General features: G+C 44.6%; 16 protein-coding genes. 9 read left to right on the plus strand and 7 right to left on the minus strand.

Annotated elements, in window-relative coordinates; all coding sequences use genetic code 11:
• The first annotated feature begins 94 nt into the window (after positions 1 to 94).
• The 4 genes from RID09_RS15855 (at position 95) to RID09_RS15870 (ending at position 3,535) form a co-directional block, all read left to right on the plus strand.
• Positions 95 to 1,717, plus strand: coding sequence for a hypothetical protein (locus RID09_RS15855; RefSeq protein WP_446336888.1), 1,623 nt, complete (start codon positions 95 to 97; stop codon positions 1,715 to 1,717).
• Positions 1,718 to 1,897: 180 nt separating this feature from the next.
• Positions 1,898 to 2,089 (plus strand): hypothetical protein, encoded by a 192-nt coding sequence (locus RID09_RS15860; RefSeq protein ID WP_446336889.1) that lies wholly within the window; start codon positions 1,898 to 1,900, stop codon positions 2,087 to 2,089.
• A 99-nt stretch (positions 2,090 to 2,188) separates the two neighbouring features.
• On the plus strand, positions 2,189 to 2,797 hold the full coding sequence (locus RID09_RS15865; protein ID WP_446336890.1) for a hypothetical protein: 609 nt from the start codon (positions 2,189 to 2,191) through the stop codon (positions 2,795 to 2,797).
• A 105-nt stretch (positions 2,798 to 2,902) separates the two neighbouring features.
• A complete protein-coding gene (locus RID09_RS15870) occupies positions 2,903 to 3,535 on the plus strand; it encodes a Uma2 family endonuclease (protein WP_446336891.1) in 633 nt (210 codons plus the stop codon).
• Positions 3,536 to 3,556: 21 nt separating this feature from the next.
• On the opposite strand, the gene RID09_RS15875 is transcribed toward RID09_RS15870, so the two are convergent.
• The gene (locus RID09_RS15875) at positions 3,557 to 3,769 is read right to left on the minus strand and encodes a helix-turn-helix domain-containing protein (RefSeq protein ID WP_446336892.1); all 213 of its coding nucleotides are present in this window, start codon (positions 3,767 to 3,769) and stop codon (positions 3,557 to 3,559) included.
• Positions 3,770 to 3,897: 128 nt separating this feature from the next.
• Here RID09_RS15875 and RID09_RS15880 point away from each other — a divergent pair, with 128 nt between their 5' ends.
• Together RID09_RS15880 and RID09_RS15885 are read left to right on the plus strand one after the other, a co-directional pair.
• Positions 3,898 to 4,368: a hypothetical protein gene (locus RID09_RS15880; protein WP_446336893.1), complete on the plus strand. Its 471-nt coding sequence runs from the start codon at positions 3,898 to 3,900 to the stop codon at positions 4,366 to 4,368.
• A 224-nt stretch (positions 4,369 to 4,592) separates the two neighbouring features.
• Positions 4,593 to 5,351, plus strand: a complete 759-nt coding sequence (locus tag RID09_RS15885) for a phosphoadenylyl-sulfate reductase (RefSeq protein WP_446336894.1) — start codon at positions 4,593 to 4,595, stop codon at positions 5,349 to 5,351.
• 127 nt (positions 5,352 to 5,478) lie between these two features.
• Here the strand turns inward: RID09_RS15885 and RID09_RS15890 are convergent, their stop codons facing one another.
• The 3 genes from RID09_RS15890 to RID09_RS15900 all read right to left on the minus strand — a co-directional run bounded on the left by RID09_RS15890 (position 5,479) and on the right by RID09_RS15900 (position 9,865).
• The gene (locus RID09_RS15890; protein ID WP_446336895.1) at positions 5,479 to 6,207 is read right to left on the minus strand and encodes a PEP-CTERM sorting domain-containing protein; all 729 of its coding nucleotides are present in this window, start codon (positions 6,205 to 6,207) and stop codon (positions 5,479 to 5,481) included.
• Between the two features lie 192 nt (positions 6,208 to 6,399).
• Complete coding sequence (locus tag RID09_RS15895; protein ID WP_446336896.1) at positions 6,400 to 7,725, minus strand: DnaJ domain-containing protein; 1,326 nt, start codon at positions 7,723 to 7,725, stop codon at positions 6,400 to 6,402.
• 238 nt (positions 7,726 to 7,963) lie between these two features.
• The gene (locus RID09_RS15900) at positions 7,964 to 9,865 is read right to left on the minus strand and encodes a S9 family peptidase (RefSeq protein WP_446336897.1); all 1,902 of its coding nucleotides are present in this window, start codon (positions 9,863 to 9,865) and stop codon (positions 7,964 to 7,966) included.
• Between the two features lie 546 nt (positions 9,866 to 10,411).
• Between RID09_RS15900 and RID09_RS15905 the strand changes: the two genes are divergently transcribed.
• Positions 10,412 to 12,925 (plus strand): SMEK domain-containing protein, encoded by a 2,514-nt coding sequence (locus RID09_RS15905; RefSeq protein ID WP_446336898.1) that lies wholly within the window; start codon positions 10,412 to 10,414, stop codon positions 12,923 to 12,925.
• A gap of 62 nt (positions 12,926 to 12,987) precedes the next feature.
• Positions 12,988 to 14,121 carry a hypothetical protein gene (locus RID09_RS15910; RefSeq protein ID WP_446336899.1) on the plus strand — a complete coding sequence of 378 codons (1,134 nt, stop codon included), beginning with the start codon at positions 12,988 to 12,990 and terminating at the stop codon, positions 14,119 to 14,121.
• A gap of 120 nt (positions 14,122 to 14,241) precedes the next feature.
• Here the strand turns inward: RID09_RS15910 and RID09_RS15915 are convergent, their stop codons facing one another.
• The 3 genes from RID09_RS15915 to RID09_RS15925 form a co-directional block, all read right to left on the minus strand.
• Entirely contained in the window at positions 14,242 to 15,183 is a 942-nt protein-coding gene (locus tag RID09_RS15915) for a transposase (RefSeq protein WP_446336900.1), read from the minus strand.
• A gap of 275 nt (positions 15,184 to 15,458) precedes the next feature.
• Positions 15,459 to 17,678 (minus strand): pentapeptide repeat-containing protein, encoded by a 2,220-nt coding sequence (locus RID09_RS15920; protein ID WP_446336901.1) that lies wholly within the window; start codon positions 17,676 to 17,678, stop codon positions 15,459 to 15,461.
• Between the two features lie 37 nt (positions 17,679 to 17,715).
• On the minus strand, positions 17,716 to 18,003 hold the full coding sequence (locus RID09_RS15925) for a hypothetical protein (protein WP_446336902.1): 288 nt from the start codon (positions 18,001 to 18,003) through the stop codon (positions 17,716 to 17,718).
• A 242-nt stretch (positions 18,004 to 18,245) separates the two neighbouring features.
• On the opposite strand from RID09_RS15925, the gene RID09_RS15930 reads away from it, so the two are divergent.
• A complete protein-coding gene (locus tag RID09_RS15930) occupies positions 18,246 to 18,671 on the plus strand; it encodes a hypothetical protein (protein ID WP_446336903.1) in 426 nt (141 codons plus the stop codon).
• The last annotated feature ends 269 nt before the right edge of the window (positions 18,672 to 18,940 follow it).

An 18,940-nucleotide genomic window follows, 5' to 3' on the forward strand; every position in this document is an offset into this window, starting at 1 on the left:
GTATTAAGAAAAATCACTATGTTTATCGAAACTTTAAACACTTTGAGAGAATACTAGGCAATACTAGAGTTAAACCGATTCGCTCACAAAGATTATGGATACAGCGCTAGTTAGTCCGGAGGCGGTTGCTCTATTGTCGCGGATTACTGGGCAAAAGCTCAATCAACGGCAACTCACTCCTCCCGTAATCTTCTTGGCAGCTTTGGTGACGGTTCTGATGGGAGTGATGTTTGCAGATGGTAAAGTTACCGATGAAGAGAAGCAACAGCTACAGGCGATCCTTGACAATTTAACTCCTTCAGAAAGCAAACTGCGTAAATTGGCACAACTCCTACTCAAGGGAGTTAAACAGCATCAGGTTTATAAAAAATTAGATCAGTTGACGACACTGACAATCCCGCTTTCAGAAGCAGAAAAACTATTAGTCATTAGCTTTGGCTATAAAATTTTAGCTAATACTAGAGGTATAAACTCTCGTGAAACAAGCTACTTGCAATCTCTCACCAACCAGCTAGGGGTTAATTCTAAATATTTAGCCGTTCTTGAAGCTGGATTCAGTGGACAAGAAACTATTAATCTAGAAGCCTTACAACAATTTCACTCTTTCCTCAACTCAGCTAGCTTTCAATCAATTGACCCCTTATTTAGTAATGCTGCTAGCTATATCCTAACCGAGTTACCTGCTATACCCCCATCCCTCGGCAACCAGACAGTTAACAGTTATTCCCTGGAACTGCAACAATCTGCTACTAAAATCAAGGAATCCATTCAAGTCTGTTTAAATGAGCTGGATCAAGCTGAGACTGTTTTGAATACCAAGCCAAAAATTGCGAAGCTAGCTAAACAGGAAATTTTGGAAAAACTAGGTGAGTGCAGTGGGCTTTATGTCAAAATATGCAATCTAGATGATAAACTCAAAAATCAGACGATCGAGCAGGCAAAAACATCTTGGCAAGAATGGTTAGATAAGCTGAAAGAGGATTTAAAAGAGGAGTGGTTTTCTGATGTTAGTCTTGAGGAGCAAAAGGTTGAAGATAAAAATAAGCTAGCTCGAGACTATGCTAAGGAGTTTAGTCAAGACCTGATGGCTGAGGTGGATAACTGGTTTAATGACTTGATCAAGCTAAACATCCAATGTATTGATCAAGATTTAGAAATAATTTTAGAAAATCTAATTTCATTTAATCAGGAGATAACGCCTGACTTTGGTACTCATGTCATAAATGAGATTGAAGAAGTTAAGAAAAACTTATATAGCACTACCGAAGATTTTCACGATTACTTTGGAGGGGATGAATCAGAATCTGATTTATTAGGGTGGATAGTTGATGGAACTGGCTTTATTGTAGGAGCGGTGACCAGTGGAATTGCAGGAGTATTTAAATTTGGTGGTCGAGGAAATGATGCGCCCCAGCCTTCAATCAAACAAAAAATTTTTGAGAAAGGTTGGGAAAAATTTGTTCAATCCCAAGATGAAATTTTAAATAAAATCCAAGAGATTATTGTTTTAGTTATCGATAAAAAAATCCAATCAGCCACTGATATTGCTGAACAAGCCGTATCATACTATGAAGAATTTCTAGAGCGGCAAGGCAGATACCAGGAAGAAACAGAACAACAGCGTAATGCAGAGAAAGCTTGGATATCCCAACAGCGTCAAGAATTGGAAAAAGTGCAGAAGAATATCGAGGTAGTTTTATCAATGCCGTCTTCTTGAAGAAAAAAGTGAGTCGCAATTGCTAGCGTGGGGACAATTTGTTGCTCTGGTAAAAGGACTGCTCTCAACAGCAGACTTACAACACCTGCGCCAAGCCTACCAGTTAGAACAATATTGGTGGCATCACTTTTGAGAAAACACTGAATCTGGCTTAACTAGAGTAGAATAAGACTATTGAACATGAACACTAAACTCGTTGAATCTCTCATCCAAGTTATCCTATCTCTCTCGAAAGAGGAGCGTAATTTACTTGAGGAAAAGCTGTTTTTTGAATCATCAAACCTTTCAACTGGTGACTTGATGCAAATGGCTCAAAAGGGTGGCTCGTTCAACTTCCTGTATGACGAACCCGATCTGTATACTCAAGGGTGATGGGGAACCCATATAATGTCTGTCAAAAAAGGAGATATTGTTTGAGGACTGCTATTATTGTTAACACCATTTATTGAGCGTTGGCGAGCAGCCATCATTATGAGCAAAGCCAGGATTCTTGACCCATCCGAGAGCTATACCTTCAGTAAATATGCCCAATTAGCCTACGATAGCGCCGATATCCTCGCTGAATTCGGTGTTACCCTCAAAAATAGCTCACTCCAACTTCCACAGCAGTTACCAATCGATCTACAACCACTGAGAACAGAACTGCAAGAAAATCTCACTTTGGTAGATCCTGTTTCCGAGATGGCTAGACGTAAAGCAATGATCTTTCCGATTCTCAAGACGATTTGTAAGTTTATCCAAGTACCACTCAAAATTGAATATCCTGTGCGAGTGAACAATTGGCTCAAAGGCAGTTTTGATTATTTCATTCCTACTGAACAAAATTTATTAGTCGTTGAAGCGAAAAATGCCGATTTAGCAAGAGGTTTTACTCAGTTAGCGGTAGAATTGATTGCTCTCGATCAATGGACTGATTCAACAGTTCCTATGCTCTACGGCGCTGTAACAACAGGGGATACCTGGAAATTTGGTATTTTTCAGCGTCAAGAAAAAATAGTTCACAAAGATATCAACACATACGCCATTCCTAGCGATCTGAAGTTGGTGCTTTCTGTTCTATTTGGTATAAGTTTGAGTTAGGTGGAGATTGTGCTAGTTTCAGCATATCTTAGTGTTACTGTTTTTCCAATACAGTTAGGGTGACACAAATCGTTACAATAAAGGCAGTGGATTTTCGGAAAACCTATGACGGCAACATTGCTTGCGCCACCGGATGAAATTATTCACCTGTCGGGGATTAGCTGGCAGACTTATGAAACGCTCCTAGAGGAATTGTGCGATCGCCGCCTCCGCCTCACCTATAATCGTGGCAGTCTAGAAATCATGGCTCCTTCTCCAGAACACGAATTAAGTAAAACGGTTATGGGGCGCTTCGTAGAAACTCTAGCTGAAGAGACAAACCTCCCGATTTATCCCCTTGGCTCAACAACCCTCAAACGTCCTGAACTGAGTGGTGCAGAGCCAGATGAATGTTTCTACATTCATCAAATTGGTGCTGTTCGAGGCAAGAAACGACTTGACCTAACTAAAGATCCAGCCCCCGATTTGGTGATTGAAATTGATGTTACGAACACTTCCCCAAATCCTCTTCAGGTTTATGTCGATTTAGGCGTAGCAGAGGTTTGGATTTATAACGGGGTAGCTCTGGTCATTCAAACCCTGCAAAATAGCACTTATATTACCACCAAAACCAGTCAATTTTTCCCCAATTTACCTATTCCAGAAATTGCTGATTTTTTACAACAAGCTCAAACAAAAGATTATTTGGAATTGGTTAGAGCATTTCGGAGTTGGGTAAGACGTAAAATGGCTGAATAATAAAGACTTATCTATGATATACTACTCCTCTAAAATCTCAACCAAATCCTCTACCATCACATCAAAGGTTCGAGCCAACTTGTGAATAGCCGTATAGTCTATCATTGCCAGTCCCGGTGAGCGGGCATAGTGTCTGACTGTGCTGTAGACTAATCCAGAGCGATCAGAGACTTCTTTTATAGTCCATCCTTTTTCTTGTGCAAACTCTCGAATTCGCAACCTGACTAAGCCCATACACTCTTGACAAAAGATAACATTCTATCGTTTAATTGGAGAGTCTTCAGGTAAAAGCGATCGCTCTCCGAGTCTGACAAACGCAAGAGCGATCGCCTCAATGTCCCATTAAATGGGAAGTACTTACTATGTTATCAACACATACCACAAAAACGCCCATCTTTGGAGCGTCAAAACTAAATTACAAATCGTCCACCCATCACCCCCTGGCACGATTCGTCACCGCAGAGACAGTTGCCTTGCTGTTTAACCTCTCTCCTGACGAGATTTATCGTATCGAATGCTGGCAGCATATCGTTTATGTTCACGGCAAAGGTTTGAGCCGATTTGTTAGCTACGCCGACTTCCCGCCAATCCTGGAAGCCGAACCCCCCACCCCTCAAGACATGGTTCGCTGGCGCAAGCGCTGGAAATCTCCAATTGCCCCTGAATTTTGGACAATATTCTATAGATATCAGTTCAACCGAGCCAAAAGTGAATCGCAATTGCTCGCGTGGGGACAATTCGTTGCCCTTGTCAAAGGGTTGCTATCAACAGCCGCCCTACAACACCTGCGCCAAGCCTATCAGCTAGAACAATATTGGTGGCGTCACTTTTGAGAAAACACTGAATCTGATCGCTCTCCCTCAAAGATACAAAACTTAATTTTAGAGTCAGGTGAATTGTATCTAATTACATTGCCGTAGACAATTAGGCGTGGTAAAGTTCAATGTGGTGTAAAAGTACAGTAAACCCACCAATTTACCGTAGATTAACTCGGTACAATTAAATCACGGAACTGGAAAAAAGACAGGACTGGCAGGAAGACTGGGAGTTTAGGGACATGGTAAGTGCGATCGCACAGAAAACTCAACTGGATATAGAGCGGGTCAATGGACAACTCATTGATGCCGATGCCACCTCAATGGTTAAATGGGCAGCCGAAACCTTTGGCGATGGTTTGGTGATGAGTACTAGCTTCGGCATCCAGTCAGCGCTGATGCTGCACCTAGTCACTCGCATCGTGCCTGACATTCCGGTGATTTGGGTTGATACCGGGTATCTCCCCCCAAAAACTTATAGATTTGCTCAACAGCTAACTGAACAATTAAATCTCAACCTACAGGTATATCAATCGCCCATTAGTCCAGCCCGTATGGAAGCCCTCTATGGCAGACTCTGGACAAAAGATGATCCCGAAGCGCTGAATCAGTATGACTATATACGTAAAGTCGAACCCATGCAGCGAGCATTACAAGAGTTAAACGCAACAGCATGGCTAGCCGGATTGCGGGCTCAACAGACACATCACCGTCAGACATTGCGTCCAATAAATATCCAGTCTGGGATGTACAAAGTATTACCCATTCTTCACTGGAGTAGCCAAGATGTCCATGACTACATCACGGAACATAATCTTCCCTATCACCCCTTGCGGGAACTTGGCTATGCGACTGTCGGTGATTGGCACTCTAGCCGCCCAGTAACTGCGGAAGATCAGCACGAACGCGATACCCGCTTCCGGGGAATTAAGCAAGAATGTGGTTTACATCTACCACAGACTCAAGGTGAAGCCCAGAGTCTCGATTCCAGTTCGCTTTAAGTTGAGCTTGCTGATAGCCTCGTTCCCAGGCTGAGCCTGGGAATGCTACGGCGGAGGCTCTGCCTCCCGTAGTCGCAGCAGCCGCCAATTGTTGTTACACCAAACGGCGCTCTAGGGATTAGTTTGGTTAGATTTTGTTTGATTTTGTAGCCTTGCGGGAAGCCATACCGACACCTGCAAGTGCGATTAAGCCCATGATAGAGGTAGGTTCAGGGACAGACTCAGAAGGATTAACTTGATCTCCTGTGACTAAGATGTTATCAAATGACAGCAGTTCTGTTGATGCCGTAGTGTTAAGCTGCACTTTCACCTGTAATGTACTGCCATTACCGATCAATTCATTCACGGTTTGATTCGTGAAAGCTCCAGACTGGGTAATTAATTCAGCCGCTAGAAACTCGACATCATCCAATAAATATGAAATGATAAAGTAATCTTTTTCACCAATCGGGCTGTTTTCCTCGTGTTCAAAACTGGTATTACTAGCGAAAGCGTCCAATGATAAAGCCAGGTTAGTAAATCCAGAAATATCGAGTGCTGGACTGAACCACGCTGGAAATAAGGGATCAGGATTGCCCCCAGAGGTACAGTTTACATTAGGACAACCTGCATTTGTATCACGAGCAGTGAAGGCTTCAGCCTCTACTCGGAAGTAATCATTTGAGTCAAACAGAGCCGCATCGTTTAACTCAATTGACCAATCCACGCCCACTACGTCTGTAGCCGCTCCGCCTGTTGCGCCTTTACCGTTTTGACCTGAGAAATCTTCCCCATACAAGGTAACGGCTTGTGCATTGTCAGGAACAACTATTACGCCGAAGACCAAACTTAAACTTGCCAATAACGTTTTGTTCATAATACTCATAACTGTTCTGTTTTCTAGAGTAGAGTTATCAGCTAAGCAAAGCAAGCGGATCAAGTTGGCTTCATCATCTTTTCATATAACCCAAACTGAAATCCGATGAAACCCTTTCCTGAAAGAGTTTCCCAGATGTCCTGTTTTACTGAGGTAGACTGTAAATTAACAAAAACTTTCCTGATCCCATCCTCAAAAAGACGCCATTCCCAGCATCGCCGTAAACGCCCAATAGGAAATCCAGCCACTGACTAGAACCATCACCGGAACAACTAGCGCGGCTGTCTTTTCCGATAAATTCGCGATTTGCGTGCAACCACTATAAAGCGTCAGAACCGTGTAGCAGCCTGTGAATACGGTAATAATCACCATGAGTTGACTCGGCATATAAGAGGAAATACCATTGGCGATCGCTAAAATACTTAAGGGTGTTAGTGTCGCCCCAGCTAGGAAACTATCCCCCGCCAAACTACCCGGATGACGCCGAATTAATCGAGCGATCGCACTCATCGCCGCTAGGATGATAAACGGGATCATCCCCACGCCGATTAAGGGAACCAGGGAGACGGAAACCATATCGCGCCAACCCGTATAAATACCCCAGACAAAACAAGCATCAAAAATCACCGCCAATAGTAATCCTACCACCATGGCTCGTTGCGAATCGAGACGGGCAAAACTGGGCAATAGTCCCCCCATGGGATTGAGTAAAAAAGATCGGATTGTAAAAAACGTGTCCCTCAGTAGCCCCATTAGATAACCGAGAGGATTTCGTTTAGTGAAAACTCCCCCTTTTCCTGGTGTTTGCTTCAAAGTTCGCAACGTTTCTTGAACTAACTGATATCCCGTTTTATCCCCTTGTTCACCTAATAATTGTGCCGCTTGTTTCAAATCCGCGATCGCGCCTGCAAATTCTTTTAAATCTTTATGAGCTAAACCTCGCTGATAATAAGCTTTAGCATGATTTGGACTATAGGCGATCGCTTGAGTATAAGCATCAATCGCCCCTTGAGTATATCCCAGTCGATAACGCGCTCTCCCCTGGTAGTAATAAGCTGGGGCAAACTGAGGATTAATCCTTAATGCTTGATTACAATCTTGCAGCGTTTCCCTAGCATTACCCAGTTTATAACACCCTGCGCCCCGTTCCACGTAGGCTTCCACAAAGCGAGGATTTAAGGAAATCGCTTGATTACAATCTTCAACCGCCCCCTGATAATTTTTAGCCAACGCCTTACTAACCGCACGCACATAGAAATCTTGAGCCGTCATTGACTCAGTTTTAGACTGATTTGGCTGAGGTTGAACCTCTTCGTCATACTGACGCCGCTTTACCCCATCCGAAAGCACCTGATACGCCTCACAAATCACTTTAAATCGATCTGTGGCGTCTGGATTATCAGGATGCAAGTCTGGATGGTATCGACGAACGAGACGACGATAAGCTTTTTTGATCTCCTCTACGGTTGCGGTGGAAGAAACGCCCAGAATTTGATAGTAATTACGAGAATCCTGCATCTGATTTTATAGAGACATGCCATTCTACGTCTGTTATTAAATGGAGTATTCAATAAATACTGTGACTACGACCATCCTTGCCAGTTATTCCTCCAATTTTATAAAATCTTCATTCCAATCCGCCCAATCCCTCTGCGTTCCTCTGCGTAAACCTCTGCGTTCCTCTGCGTTAAAAAAACATCATTCCATAACCGATTTAACCGAAAAGGGCGCAAGGCTTGCGCCCCTACCTTTAGATTTAACTAACAACCCCCGAATGACCCTTAATTTCGCCAATCGGTTCAAACCGTCCCTCTAAATATTTACTGAGAAACTCTTCTGCGATCGCGAAAAAGTGAAGCCGATTCTCTGGACGGGCAAATCCATGTCCTTCGTCGGTGTAAAGGGCGTATTCAACCGGTTTATTTGCCTTTCGCATCGCTTCGACAATTTGTTCACTTTCGGCTTGTTTCACCCGTGGATCATTCGCCCCTTGACCAATCAGTAATGGTTTCTGAATCCGGTCAATGAAAAACAAAGGCGATCGCGCTTTGAGAAACTCCTCCTCTGTATCCAAATCCCCCAAGCGATGGGCAAACATAGCTTTCATTGGTGCCCAGTAGGGGGGAATACTTTGCATTAAAGTAACCAAGTTACTCGGACCGACAATATCCACCCCTGCTGCAAATACTTCTGGGGTATAGGCTAATCCCACTAATGTGGCATATCCACCATAAGATCCGCCCATAATTGCCACCTTATTGGCATCAGCAATCCCTTGGTCTACAATCCAATTAACGGCATCAATTAAATCATCATGCATTTTTGCCGCCCATTCACGATTCCCGGCATTTAGGAACGCTTTCCCATAGCCTGTAGATCCTCGGAAATTGACTTGCAGCACCGCATAACCCCGATTTGCCAACCATTGTACCGTTGGACTATAGCCCCAAGTATCTCGCGCCCAAGGTCCACCATGAACCAAAAGCACTGTGGGTAAATTTTTCGCCTCAACGCCAACGGGTGTGGTGAGATATCCGTGAATGGTTAAGCCATCTCGCGCTTGGTAGGAAATGGGTTCCATTGAGGCGAGTTGCAACGTTTCTAGTTCAGGTTGATTGCTAAACAGCAAGGTGTGAGATTTAGAGTCACGGTTATACACATAGTAATAAACCGGACCATTATCCGTGGCGTAGCCAATTAACCAAGTATCATCAGCTAAGGTGCGATTGGTGATAGCAAATTCACCCTCTCGGATTTGCGCGATCGCGTTAAAATCATCGGCAATGCTTTCATCGAGGACTTGCCATTCCACTTTATCCTTGTAGAATGACACTGCCTGAATTCGGCGCTGAGTCGGATGGATAACCACACCGCCGATATCATACTGCTCATCAGCCGCCATTACCGTTTCTTGGCGGGAGGCTAAATCTAAAGCAATTAACCGTTGGGCATTAGCATCGTGTGATCCAGTAATATACAGGGTTTTGCCATCCTGAGAAAAGGTTACGGCAGATCCTTCATCATCGGGTCCCCAGTGGCGTAGTTGTTCCCAGGATTTATCGGAAGTCTCACGAAATAAAAGATCGGAACCGCCATCTGGAGTAGCTGCGATCGCAGCCCGAATCTGGAATTGAGCATCAGCTACCCAACTGACAATATTACCGGGGTTATCGGTATCAAACTCGACTGCCCCATTATTTAGATTAACCCGATACACATCAAATTTTTGGCGATCGTTGAGATTCATTCCCACCAAGATTTGATCGGGAAATTCTGGATCAAGGTCAATGGGTTGGGCTTTCACGCCTTGGAAGGGGGTTAAATCACGCACTAACTTAGATTGGACATTCACCAAGTAGAGGTGAAAGTTTTCGTCGCCGTCTGAATCTTGCAGATAAATAAGCTGGTTAGGATTATATGTCCAGACATAAAGGCGAATCCCTCGCTTTTGATCCGCCGTTAGTTGCTGATCATCATCTTTTCCCACGGTTCGCAACCAGACTTGCAACACATTCTTCTCATCCGGGGCGACATAAGCCAAATACTTCCCATCGGGGGATAGCTGAGGGCGGGTGCGATCGGGGTTCCCGAATAGGGTTTCGCGGGGAATTAAGGGGGGTAGTGCTTGAGATACTGAAGAAGTTGTTGCTGTTACCATCGTAGTTTACAGGTTCAATTGGTTTGGTTGTCTTAAGAGACACTGTAACGAATCTGGCGTGTTAGAAGCTACTTAGGGGTTTGTAGTTGCGCTGTCTTCGCCATAAACTTTGCATCGCCACAACAAACGCTTCAGGAGTGTAAACAAAGGGCGCAAGTCAGTTTAGGGCGCACGTCAGTTTAGGTTTAGGGCGCACGTCGGTGCGCCCCTACGGTTAATCCGAATGGAATTGAAAAGCGTACATTTTTATATCGCCGAAACCATTGATATACCGTAGGGTGGGCATCGCCCACCAACATACCAGTCAGTACCATTCCGGTTACTCAATGTCATCAAACTGTTTGAGAAAGGTTGCTATTTAAAGTTTTATCATTTGCCATTGTCGGGGCGGGTTTAGCCGCTTAATTTTGGTATCTACCAAGAAACTATCAACAAAACCCGCCCTTTATCATAGATTTGCAGGAGAGTTGAGTTGAAACGGGTTAGTCTCAGTAGCTGTAGACTATGTGTTAGAAATAGAAGAATATCGCCTGCTCAATCGAGTCCATGGAACTGTTGCGATCGCAAAACCGAATCAATACCTTGATGTCTCACTTTGTCACTCAGGTCAAGGGTGCTACAGCGATGACACGAACAGATCCTAATAAAGTAGCGGAAACAATACTAATTCCTCTCTTCTCCGAAGTATACGGTTATACCAATCTCCAAAATCTGAATGATACAGAAGGGAATAACTACCCAGGAATAGATTTGGGAGATAAGACGGCAAGAGTAGCATTTCAAATCACCTCAATATCCAACAGTGAGAAGGTTAAAAAGACACTGCGGAAGTTTTTTGAGTACGAGTTGTATGAGACGTATGACAGGCTAATTATCTATATACTAACGGAGAAGCAGCAGTCTTATTCGGGCAGTGGCTATGATAAAATCATTCAAAATAAGTTTACCTTTGATAAAGACAAAGATATTTGGGATTACCGGGATATCCTCAAAGCCGTTGCTAACCTCCAAGTTAATCAAATCCTACGAATTGAAGCCATTTTAGAAGCAAACTTTGGCGAAGGGAGAAGACCGATTGAATGGGAGGTTGTGGATAAGGTTGAGCAAACTATCAGCGAATACACCCAGTTATTCGTGGGGCGCGAGGAAGAACGCCAGAAATTAGACAGATTTTTGCAGGAAAACTTCAGCGGTTTATTCCTGATAACGGCTCCCGCAGGTTTTGGTAAAACGGCACTGCTGGCTAATTGGGTCAAAGAATGGCAGAACAAAGATTGTGATATTGCTTACCATTTTTTCACAGAGAGAACTCGCTCTGTCAAAAGTGCCTATCGGAATCTAATCCGACAACTTGATGTTGATAACGAGTTTGCTTATGATCTATCATCTAACAATATAGATGACTTACGCAAAATACTATATAACTGCTTAAGATCAGGAGAACGAACAGAAAAGCCTTTGATTATGGTGATCGATGGCTTAGATGAAGCCGGAGAACCTTTTCTTCCTCCTTTTTCCAATCCTTTGCCAGAAAATGTATTTGTAATCGCTTCAGCTAGAGCCGAAAAAGGACAAGAGCAACAATATTTAGAAGGCTGGACAGATAACGGCGAACCGCTACATCTTGAGCGTTTGTCTAAGAGTGCGATCGCGCAGTGGCTACGAGAAGCGGGTAATGGTGAATTGGCAGGATTTGCAGACGATACAAGCTTAGTTAACCAACTCGATCAAATCACTCAAGGCTTTCCACTTTACCTGAGCTGTCTGATTGATGAATTACTTCATCATGCGCCAAAACAGAGACAGGATGTGCAGGAATTATTAGCACATACACCTAATAGCTTTGAGGCGTATGTGAAGCAACAGATAAAACGATTAGACGAACTAGACTTACCAGACGAACGGTGGCAGTTTTTTGCACTATTGGCAGTAGCGAAAGGCGCACTAACCAAAGAGGATATTAAAGCCGTGACAAAAATGCGCGATCGCCAATTACGGCAGATGCATTTATGTTGGCAGGTAACGCGATGGATGAGAATTACAGCAGACAATCTTTATGCTTTTGCCCACCCCTTACTGGCAATAACGTTTGCTGCACATTTAGGTGATGAGGCTGAGGATGCTTTGCAGGATTTGATTGACTATTGTAGCCATTGGCAAAAATACCAAAGTCATTATGCTTTGCGGTATTATCCAGAACATTTACGGGAGGAAAAACGGTGTGAAGAATTATATGCGATCGCGCGGAATCCTGACTTTGCGGCTACCCAAGGCGAACAGTTACCTGATGAGCCTGATTTGCCTTTGAAGACAGTACAGACTGCTTTATTGGGTGCTGCTGATCAGGATGATGCGGGTGGGATGGCAGAGTTTCTACTGCTACACGCACAGCGACTGAAGCAAATAACCGTGCAAGATTCACCGTTGGAGGCGTTGCGGAAAGGCAGTCTACAAAGAGCATGGAAATTGGCAGATCAATTTGAGATTGAGCGTTGTATCCTATGGTATTTACTCTTAGCCTGGGAGTTAAAGGATGAGGGTAGATTCAATGATGCCCGAGAAACGTTAAAGAAGTTGCAAAAGAAGGATTTGCCGCGTTTTTCAACAAATTGGAATATTAGTTGGCAAGGTGATTATGCTGCCTACATTATGGCTTATATTTTTGATATAAATAAGGATACCGCCACAGTTCTAATTCAGCAGCTTTTCGAGAATGATCACCGTCGTATTTTGTGCAAAGCTCTCACCGAACATGGGAACTTTGATGATGCTCTTGAAACGGCAGATATGATTAATCAAGTGTTGGATCGAGTGTCACATCTAGAAGGCATAGCGAAGGCGCAAGCCGCAATAGGGCAGAGGAATGCATCACGCTCCACCTTTGGTAAGGCTCTTGAGATTATACACAAAGTTGCCCCCCATATATTGTGGGTAGATGAGATGGTAAGCATAGCAGAAGCACAAGTCGAAGCACTAGAAGATGTAGACGCCGCACGTAATACTTTAGAAAATGCTCGTGCTATGCTACAGAATGTTGTTACTCTTGCCGTCTGGTACTAGAAAAAGCTTTAGCTTCTATAGCCAATGCACTGGCAGAAGAAGGGTTAACTAAAACAGCAAGAGTGACTTTTGCCAAGGCTCTCCAAATTCTTCACCAAGAAGCTGAAACGCCATTTCTCCAAAGTTTAGCACTATCTGATGTAGTAGATGTACAGGTTTCAACTGAGCAGAACGACGCAGGAAGGAATACCATCAGCCTTGCTCATCAGATTGCCAAAAAAATTAATAATCCAGCCAAACAAGTAATTGCCATGGCGCGAATAGCCAAGGGACTATTTAATATAGGAAGTAGGAAAGACGCAAGAGTGATTTTTGATAGTTTTCCTGATATAGTTGAAACTATTAAAATTCAAGCAGAACGTGTAAATAGCTTCAAGGTCATAGCTAATATACAAGTTACGATACAAGAATTTACGGGAGCTTTGAATACGGCACAGCGAATTGAATTTCCAGAGGTTAAAGCAAAAAGTTTAGGAGTTATTGGGAAGGCTTTGGTAGAAGCTGGACACGAAGAAGAATATCAGACAACCTTTACGACTGCCCTTGAAATTGCAGAAGATCGGTTTTCATTCATGGAATGGTTGTGGGTAGATATTATGTGTGAAAAAGCAATGGCACAATCATTTATAGATAAAAAAGCTGCAATAAGTACCTTGAAAAAAGTTAGTAAATTTACACAAATACATGGTAAGCAACGAGATAAGTATTTCTCGAAAATAGCAAGAGCAGAGGCTCAAATAGGATTAATTTCTCATGCCCTGAAAACCACAGACAATATTGAAGACAACGTGGAGCGGTTGATAGCCCTTTCTTGGATTGCCTTGAGTCAGTTTGAGCAAGGAAAACAAGAAGAAGTATTGAAAACTCTCACTGTTGCCCTTCAGATTAGAGACAAGATGACAGAGGATAAACAAAAACTTATAAAAGCGCTCAAGACGATTGCAGGGATACAGGTAATGGCAGGTAAGGGAGAAGACGCAGTGAAGACAGCAGAGAAGATACTTACAGAGCGTAACTTGTACCTACCGGGAATTTCTTCATGGCTAGTCAAAACAGGCGACAAGGAAAACTTTAAACGCTTATTAATCCCCTGCGCTTACAATGTTGAAACTGCCTATCAAATGTGCGGATTAATAGCGCAACTCTATCCTGAACAAGCAGAATCAGTGGCAAAAGTCGTTACAGATTTGAATTAATTTAATTATGATAATTGAGCGCGATGCCCAAGCAGACAGTTCATACTGATATTATTTAGTCCGCGAAGGCGGACTTTGTTTGTGTAGCCGTGACTTCCAGTCGCCTCGGCAAAAACGGGATTACTCTGTGTTCTCCACTTCCGACTCCGTAACATATTGATTCGCCACAGCTTCAAATGCCTCTAAGGATTGAGTTGTCACCGCCTGAACCAGAAGAGTCCCTAGCACCTCAAGATCCTCTATCTTCCCAATTAATTCCTTCAATTCCTGCGGAATATTTTCAAACCGAACTTCAAGTATACGAATAATAGATCCTTGTTGTCCCTTCCTGATTCCGATTCGCTCAACACTGGTAATATAAGGCATTTTCCTATCCTCTTCTAACGTTTGTATTTCTTGCCACAATCGATCCTCTTCTCTCTTCGGTAGGGCAATAAACCAATCGATTAATCGAAATAATTGAACGATATCCTCTCGCTTATACCCCCGCTCATATAAACTCTTAATCAGAGACAGCTTGCTTTCATATCCAACCCCAACATCTTTCCCTGCAACTTGGGCAGAAAGGTGCGCTTGTACTATCGCCGCCAATGGGTTTTGACTACTCGCAAGCTCATCCATACTGTAATCTAGCAGTTTCACCACCGGAAATTCCAGTATTGCCCGACAACCCCACAATTCACGCTCATACCGACTGGGGCGCCAACCCGGTTGCTCGTCGCCGAGTATCCCCAAACTCACCACACTGCGACGATACCTATCGAAAATCCGGCTGTGGTACAAGTACATCCGTTCACTAAACTCACTTTGACGCTGTGATTGCACCTCCACATGGACAAGAACCCATTGCTCCTCCCCGCTACGACGCCAGACTTTCACTAGCTTATCCGCATCTCTCCTACCCGTTTCCGTCTCTCGCTTGATCTGTTGTAGCTCAGTGTCTAAAAATTCAAACCCTCGTTCCCAATCAATGTCCTCTTCTATCTGTGGATAGAAAAAACTCAAAAACTCCCGAAAATATAGCGAAATACTTTCCTTCCATGGCGAATCATATTCGCTCATTTTAGTCACTCCTCAATTTTCATCTTTGCCCTGATTTAAGTGAATTTATCGTTATACAATCTCACTGTTTTTTATTACCCGCCTCACCCCTAATAAACAGCCTTTGGCATCAAAATTTTAGGAAAGGGCGACCCAATAGTCTGTAGGGGCGAGTTTTACCGATAACATGTCAGCAAAAACGGGTAACTTATGTAAACCCGCCCTGTTTCTGGTATTGTTAATTGATGCAAGCAGGTCGCCCCTACAGGTTGTTAATACCCTTGACTAATGACAAATCATGGACATTCGGGATGACGCCCCCCATTACTACAGATATATTGCAATTGATTGGTATCTAAATTTTTAGCCCGGGCAAAATTCACCCCCTGCACTTGCGCCCCCGACGTTGTTGCTGGAGGTTGTGTGATAAACTGATCTGACTTAATCGGTGTCGCTGTGGCAAACATCGCCCCCAGGAAATCCGTTCCCGTAATATTCGCCCCCCGTAAATCCACCGCACTCAAATTGGCATTCTGTAGCTTGGCATTTTGCAATTGAGCCTGATTCAAATTCGCCTGAACCAATTTCGTGGAACTCAAATCCGCATCCTGTAACTTAGCATGACTGAAATTTGCTCCCGATAAATCAGCCCCTTGCCAATTCGATTGGCTCAAATCCGCAAAGCTGAAATCTCCGCCAACAGCACTCACTTGACCAAGACTCCCCCCATGTAAATTCACAACAGACGCCTTTACCTCCCCTAAATTCGCCCCGGTAAAGCTAGCATTTTCTAATACCGCTCGCCTTAAATCAGCCCCAATCAGTTGAGCGCTGCTGAAGTTCGCACCAATGAGATAGCTATCAGCTAAATTTGCCCGATTTAGAATTGCCCGGATCAAATTCGTGCGAGCCATCAGAACATTGTTTAAATTTGCCCCGGTTAAATCCGCTTCCTTGAGTTCAGCCCCACTCAAATCCGCAATCCAATCATCAAACGTACCCCAGCGCTGATCCGCACCCGCTCCATAAAAACGGCTATTCTGGAAACTCGCCCCAGTTAATGTGGCGGAACGTAAATTAATTCCGGCTAGGTCGAGGTTATCCAAAACTAAGGTAAATTGAACAGAAAGGGTGTCCATTTGACTCAAGTCAGTGCGACTCAAATCCGCGTCGTGCAGATCACTGCTGTAAATGGTGAGAATTTTCGCGATCGCGCGATTGGTTGCTCGTTGTCGTAATGCAACTAACTGCTGCTCTCCCGGCGTTCCCCGACGGGCTAATGTGTCTCGATCATTTTGTAGCGCCTGATTCAACCGTTGTAGAGGCGGTAGGGCTTCAGGACCTTTACTCACCAAAGCTTGCTGTAGGGTATCAATTAGACTCGGCGTTTTTTCCTGTCCCAATAAATCCACCAGAAATGGCACAGCACGGGGATCATCCAGCCTTGCCAGCGCCAGAATCGCCGCCTGTCGTTCTTCTAAAGCCGTGGCTGAGGTAGAACTCAACTGCTTAACCAGCGCCAGAAATACCTGGTTATTCTGCTGGTTAAATTCTCGCCAATTTGCCTGACGTTGGATATACACCTGAGTCCCGACAAAGGTACCCAAAACCGATGCCATTCCCGCAAACGAGAGAATCAGCAAGGTTGCTCCTGGATTGCGGCGCATCCACCACCACAGATTGGGAACTCGTCGGGATGGGGATTGGGAGGTGAGGACGATGGTGGTTACGGATGGATGACTGGGCTGATCATTGGTTGATGCTTCGCTATGTTGATGCCAGCCGTTGTTAAATTCTAGGGTAACCGAGTGATCCCGACTGGGTGATCGCCCGCCGTTAAAGGACCCAGAGTCCAATCCCTGAGCCGCATTCACCACGAATGTTCCTGCCATGCGATCGTGTAGGGTGCGGCGTCGTGAGTGAATCCAACCACTGCCATGTTCCACGAGCAGCATGACTCCCGCGAGTCCTAATAAGATGCCAAAGTCGGGAAATGCGCCCGTATAACGCCAAAGCAGATAGGCTGTACCCAGGGGCAATCCCCACCGTCCTACCGCCTCGCGCCAAACCGCCCGGATCAATCCCGGTGGTGTTCCCATCGGTGTCACCACCCGCAGCTTTAACCACTGTTTGGGCGTGGTTTGTCCGGTTTTCCCCAATCGATAAAGCTGCCAACTGACCACCACTACAGGCATAACAATTGCCCCACACCAGAACAAGTTGGTCAGGGGGGCAACTTGGCGATTTAACCGGGCTCGTGGATAGGCTAGAGTTTTCGCGATCGCCTCTTCTGTAGCCGCAACCACAGGGTTTATGGGAACGGGTTCAGCCGGGGAATGGTCTTTGGCATACTCGCCGATACTGTACGGAATGACCGCACTCGCCGCCACGAACGAGACTTCCAGCACCACGGCTGCCAACCGCCGGGTCATCATCGGAAACGCCCGGTTTAGTCGCAGTGAAAATGATCGACTAACCGCTTGATTATTGACTTGTTTTATGGTAGGGCTAGTCATATTCAACTCTCACGCGACGAGGATAAAGGGTGGGTAATTATTGGGGAGATTTAGGGGTAATGAAAAATTTATACACTACGTAGAGGATTATTCCCAATAGGGCAAGGCTAATCAGTGACGTAATTAGTTGAAAAACGCTCTTGAGTAGGGATAGACCCAGGCTCCCGCCGACAATCACCACAATAACTTTACCAACGCTAGGCAGGTTGTTAAACCAAGCAGTGATTTGATTGAACCGTCTTTTCATCGGATAAGTGTTATAGAAAGGCGGTTGAAAGGGATTGCCCACAGGCGTGGATTGGTCCTCGTCTCGATTTGGTTCCATCTGCCAAGAGAATTAGGTTATAGAAAAAGGTTATATTTTTTGATTCTAGAGGTTGAGGCAAGGTTTTGGGCAATTCTTCGGGGCGAGGGATGAAAGAGTTTTCCCTGTTCCCCGTTCTTTGTCTAATGACGAATGATAAAGGCGTGACACTTGACAAACAGGAACAGAGTTGGTTTCAGGCGGTCTATTAATTTAAGACGATGAGTTTGAAAATGACTCAAACCATAGTGGAGCCTAAGATAATGAAACGACTAAAACAGTGGATGATTCTTCCAACCACGTTGGCGATGCTGTTAGCGAACGCAGGGTTGCTACATAGTCAGACTGTGCAAAGATTAGCGCCAGGATTTAATGCCCTGGAACTCCAAGGCACTTCCGTTCAAGGGAACAATTGCCAAGTGGGTAATGTACAACCGCAGTATACAATCACATTGGAACAAGACTTCGGTTCTCTAAAGTTCAGCGTACAAAGCGCAGGTCAATCGGCTCTGATCATTGAGCCATTGAATCCAGCCGGTGAACCTGTGGCAAGTGCTAGACAATGTGTGCTAGCCTCTGCGCCAGGGCAAACCGTTGAAGCACCTGGATATTGGGAAGAAGGCACTTACCGTATCTATATCGTTGATAGCGCTGGAGGGCAAAGTTATACCCTCTTAATTAAGCAGTAGTAGTCATTGCTTGAGAAAGCAACTTGCCAGAACAGAACTGGCGTTGGTTTCAGGAGTCAATGGGAGTTTTTTCCTAGGGAGTGAGATACCCATGTGAAGTACCCCAACTTGCTTCGTTGAAGTTGGATCTTCCAACTTCTAAAAACAATGACGGTCTTATTCGTCTTCGGAGTTTCCCGCTTCATCCGTCGATGCCTCTCCAAACCCATGTTTGGTTTGGTCTTACAAGGGCGTCCACAGGCAGCCGCCCGCCTTCCGCAGGCAGTGAT

This window comes from Coleofasciculus sp. G1-WW12-02, from assembly GCF_040219735.1.
Taxonomy (GTDB): domain Bacteria; phylum Cyanobacteriota; class Cyanobacteriia; order Cyanobacteriales; family Coleofasciculaceae; genus Coleofasciculus.

Excerpts from the sequence above, each read along its gene's own strand:
- RID09_RS15855 (WP_446336888.1), top strand. The coding sequence starts at position 95 with ATGGATACAGCGCTAGTTAGTCCGGAGGCGGTTGCTCTATTGTCGCGG.
- RID09_RS15860 (WP_446336889.1), top strand. The coding sequence starts at position 1,898 with ATGAACACTAAACTCGTTGAATCTCTCATCCAAGTTATCCTATCTCTC.
- RID09_RS15865 (WP_446336890.1), top strand. The coding sequence starts at position 2,189 with ATGAGCAAAGCCAGGATTCTTGACCCATCCGAGAGCTATACCTTCAGT.
- RID09_RS15870 (WP_446336891.1), top strand. The coding sequence starts at position 2,903 with ATGACGGCAACATTGCTTGCGCCACCGGATGAAATTATTCACCTGTCG.
- RID09_RS15875 (WP_446336892.1), bottom strand. The coding sequence starts at position 3,769 with ATGGGCTTAGTCAGGTTGCGAATTCGAGAGTTTGCACAAGAAAAAGGA.
- RID09_RS15880 (WP_446336893.1), top strand. The coding sequence starts at position 3,898 with ATGTTATCAACACATACCACAAAAACGCCCATCTTTGGAGCGTCAAAA.
- RID09_RS15885 (WP_446336894.1), top strand. The coding sequence starts at position 4,593 with ATGGTAAGTGCGATCGCACAGAAAACTCAACTGGATATAGAGCGGGTC.
- RID09_RS15890 (WP_446336895.1), bottom strand. The coding sequence starts at position 6,207 with ATGAACAAAACGTTATTGGCAAGTTTAAGTTTGGTCTTCGGCGTAATA.
- RID09_RS15895 (WP_446336896.1), bottom strand. The coding sequence starts at position 7,725 with ATGCAGGATTCTCGTAATTACTATCAAATTCTGGGCGTTTCTTCCACC.
- RID09_RS15900 (WP_446336897.1), bottom strand. The coding sequence starts at position 9,865 with ATGGTAACAGCAACAACTTCTTCAGTATCTCAAGCACTACCCCCCTTA.
- RID09_RS15905 (WP_446336898.1), top strand. The coding sequence starts at position 10,412 with ATGGAACTGTTGCGATCGCAAAACCGAATCAATACCTTGATGTCTCAC.
- RID09_RS15915 (WP_446336900.1), bottom strand. The coding sequence starts at position 15,183 with ATGAGCGAATATGATTCGCCATGGAAGGAAAGTATTTCGCTATATTTT.
- RID09_RS15920 (WP_446336901.1), bottom strand. The coding sequence starts at position 17,678 with ATGACTAGCCCTACCATAAAACAAGTCAATAATCAAGCGGTTAGTCGA.
- RID09_RS15925 (WP_446336902.1), bottom strand. The coding sequence starts at position 18,003 with ATGGAACCAAATCGAGACGAGGACCAATCCACGCCTGTGGGCAATCCC.
- RID09_RS15930 (WP_446336903.1), top strand. The coding sequence starts at position 18,246 with ATGAAACGACTAAAACAGTGGATGATTCTTCCAACCACGTTGGCGATG.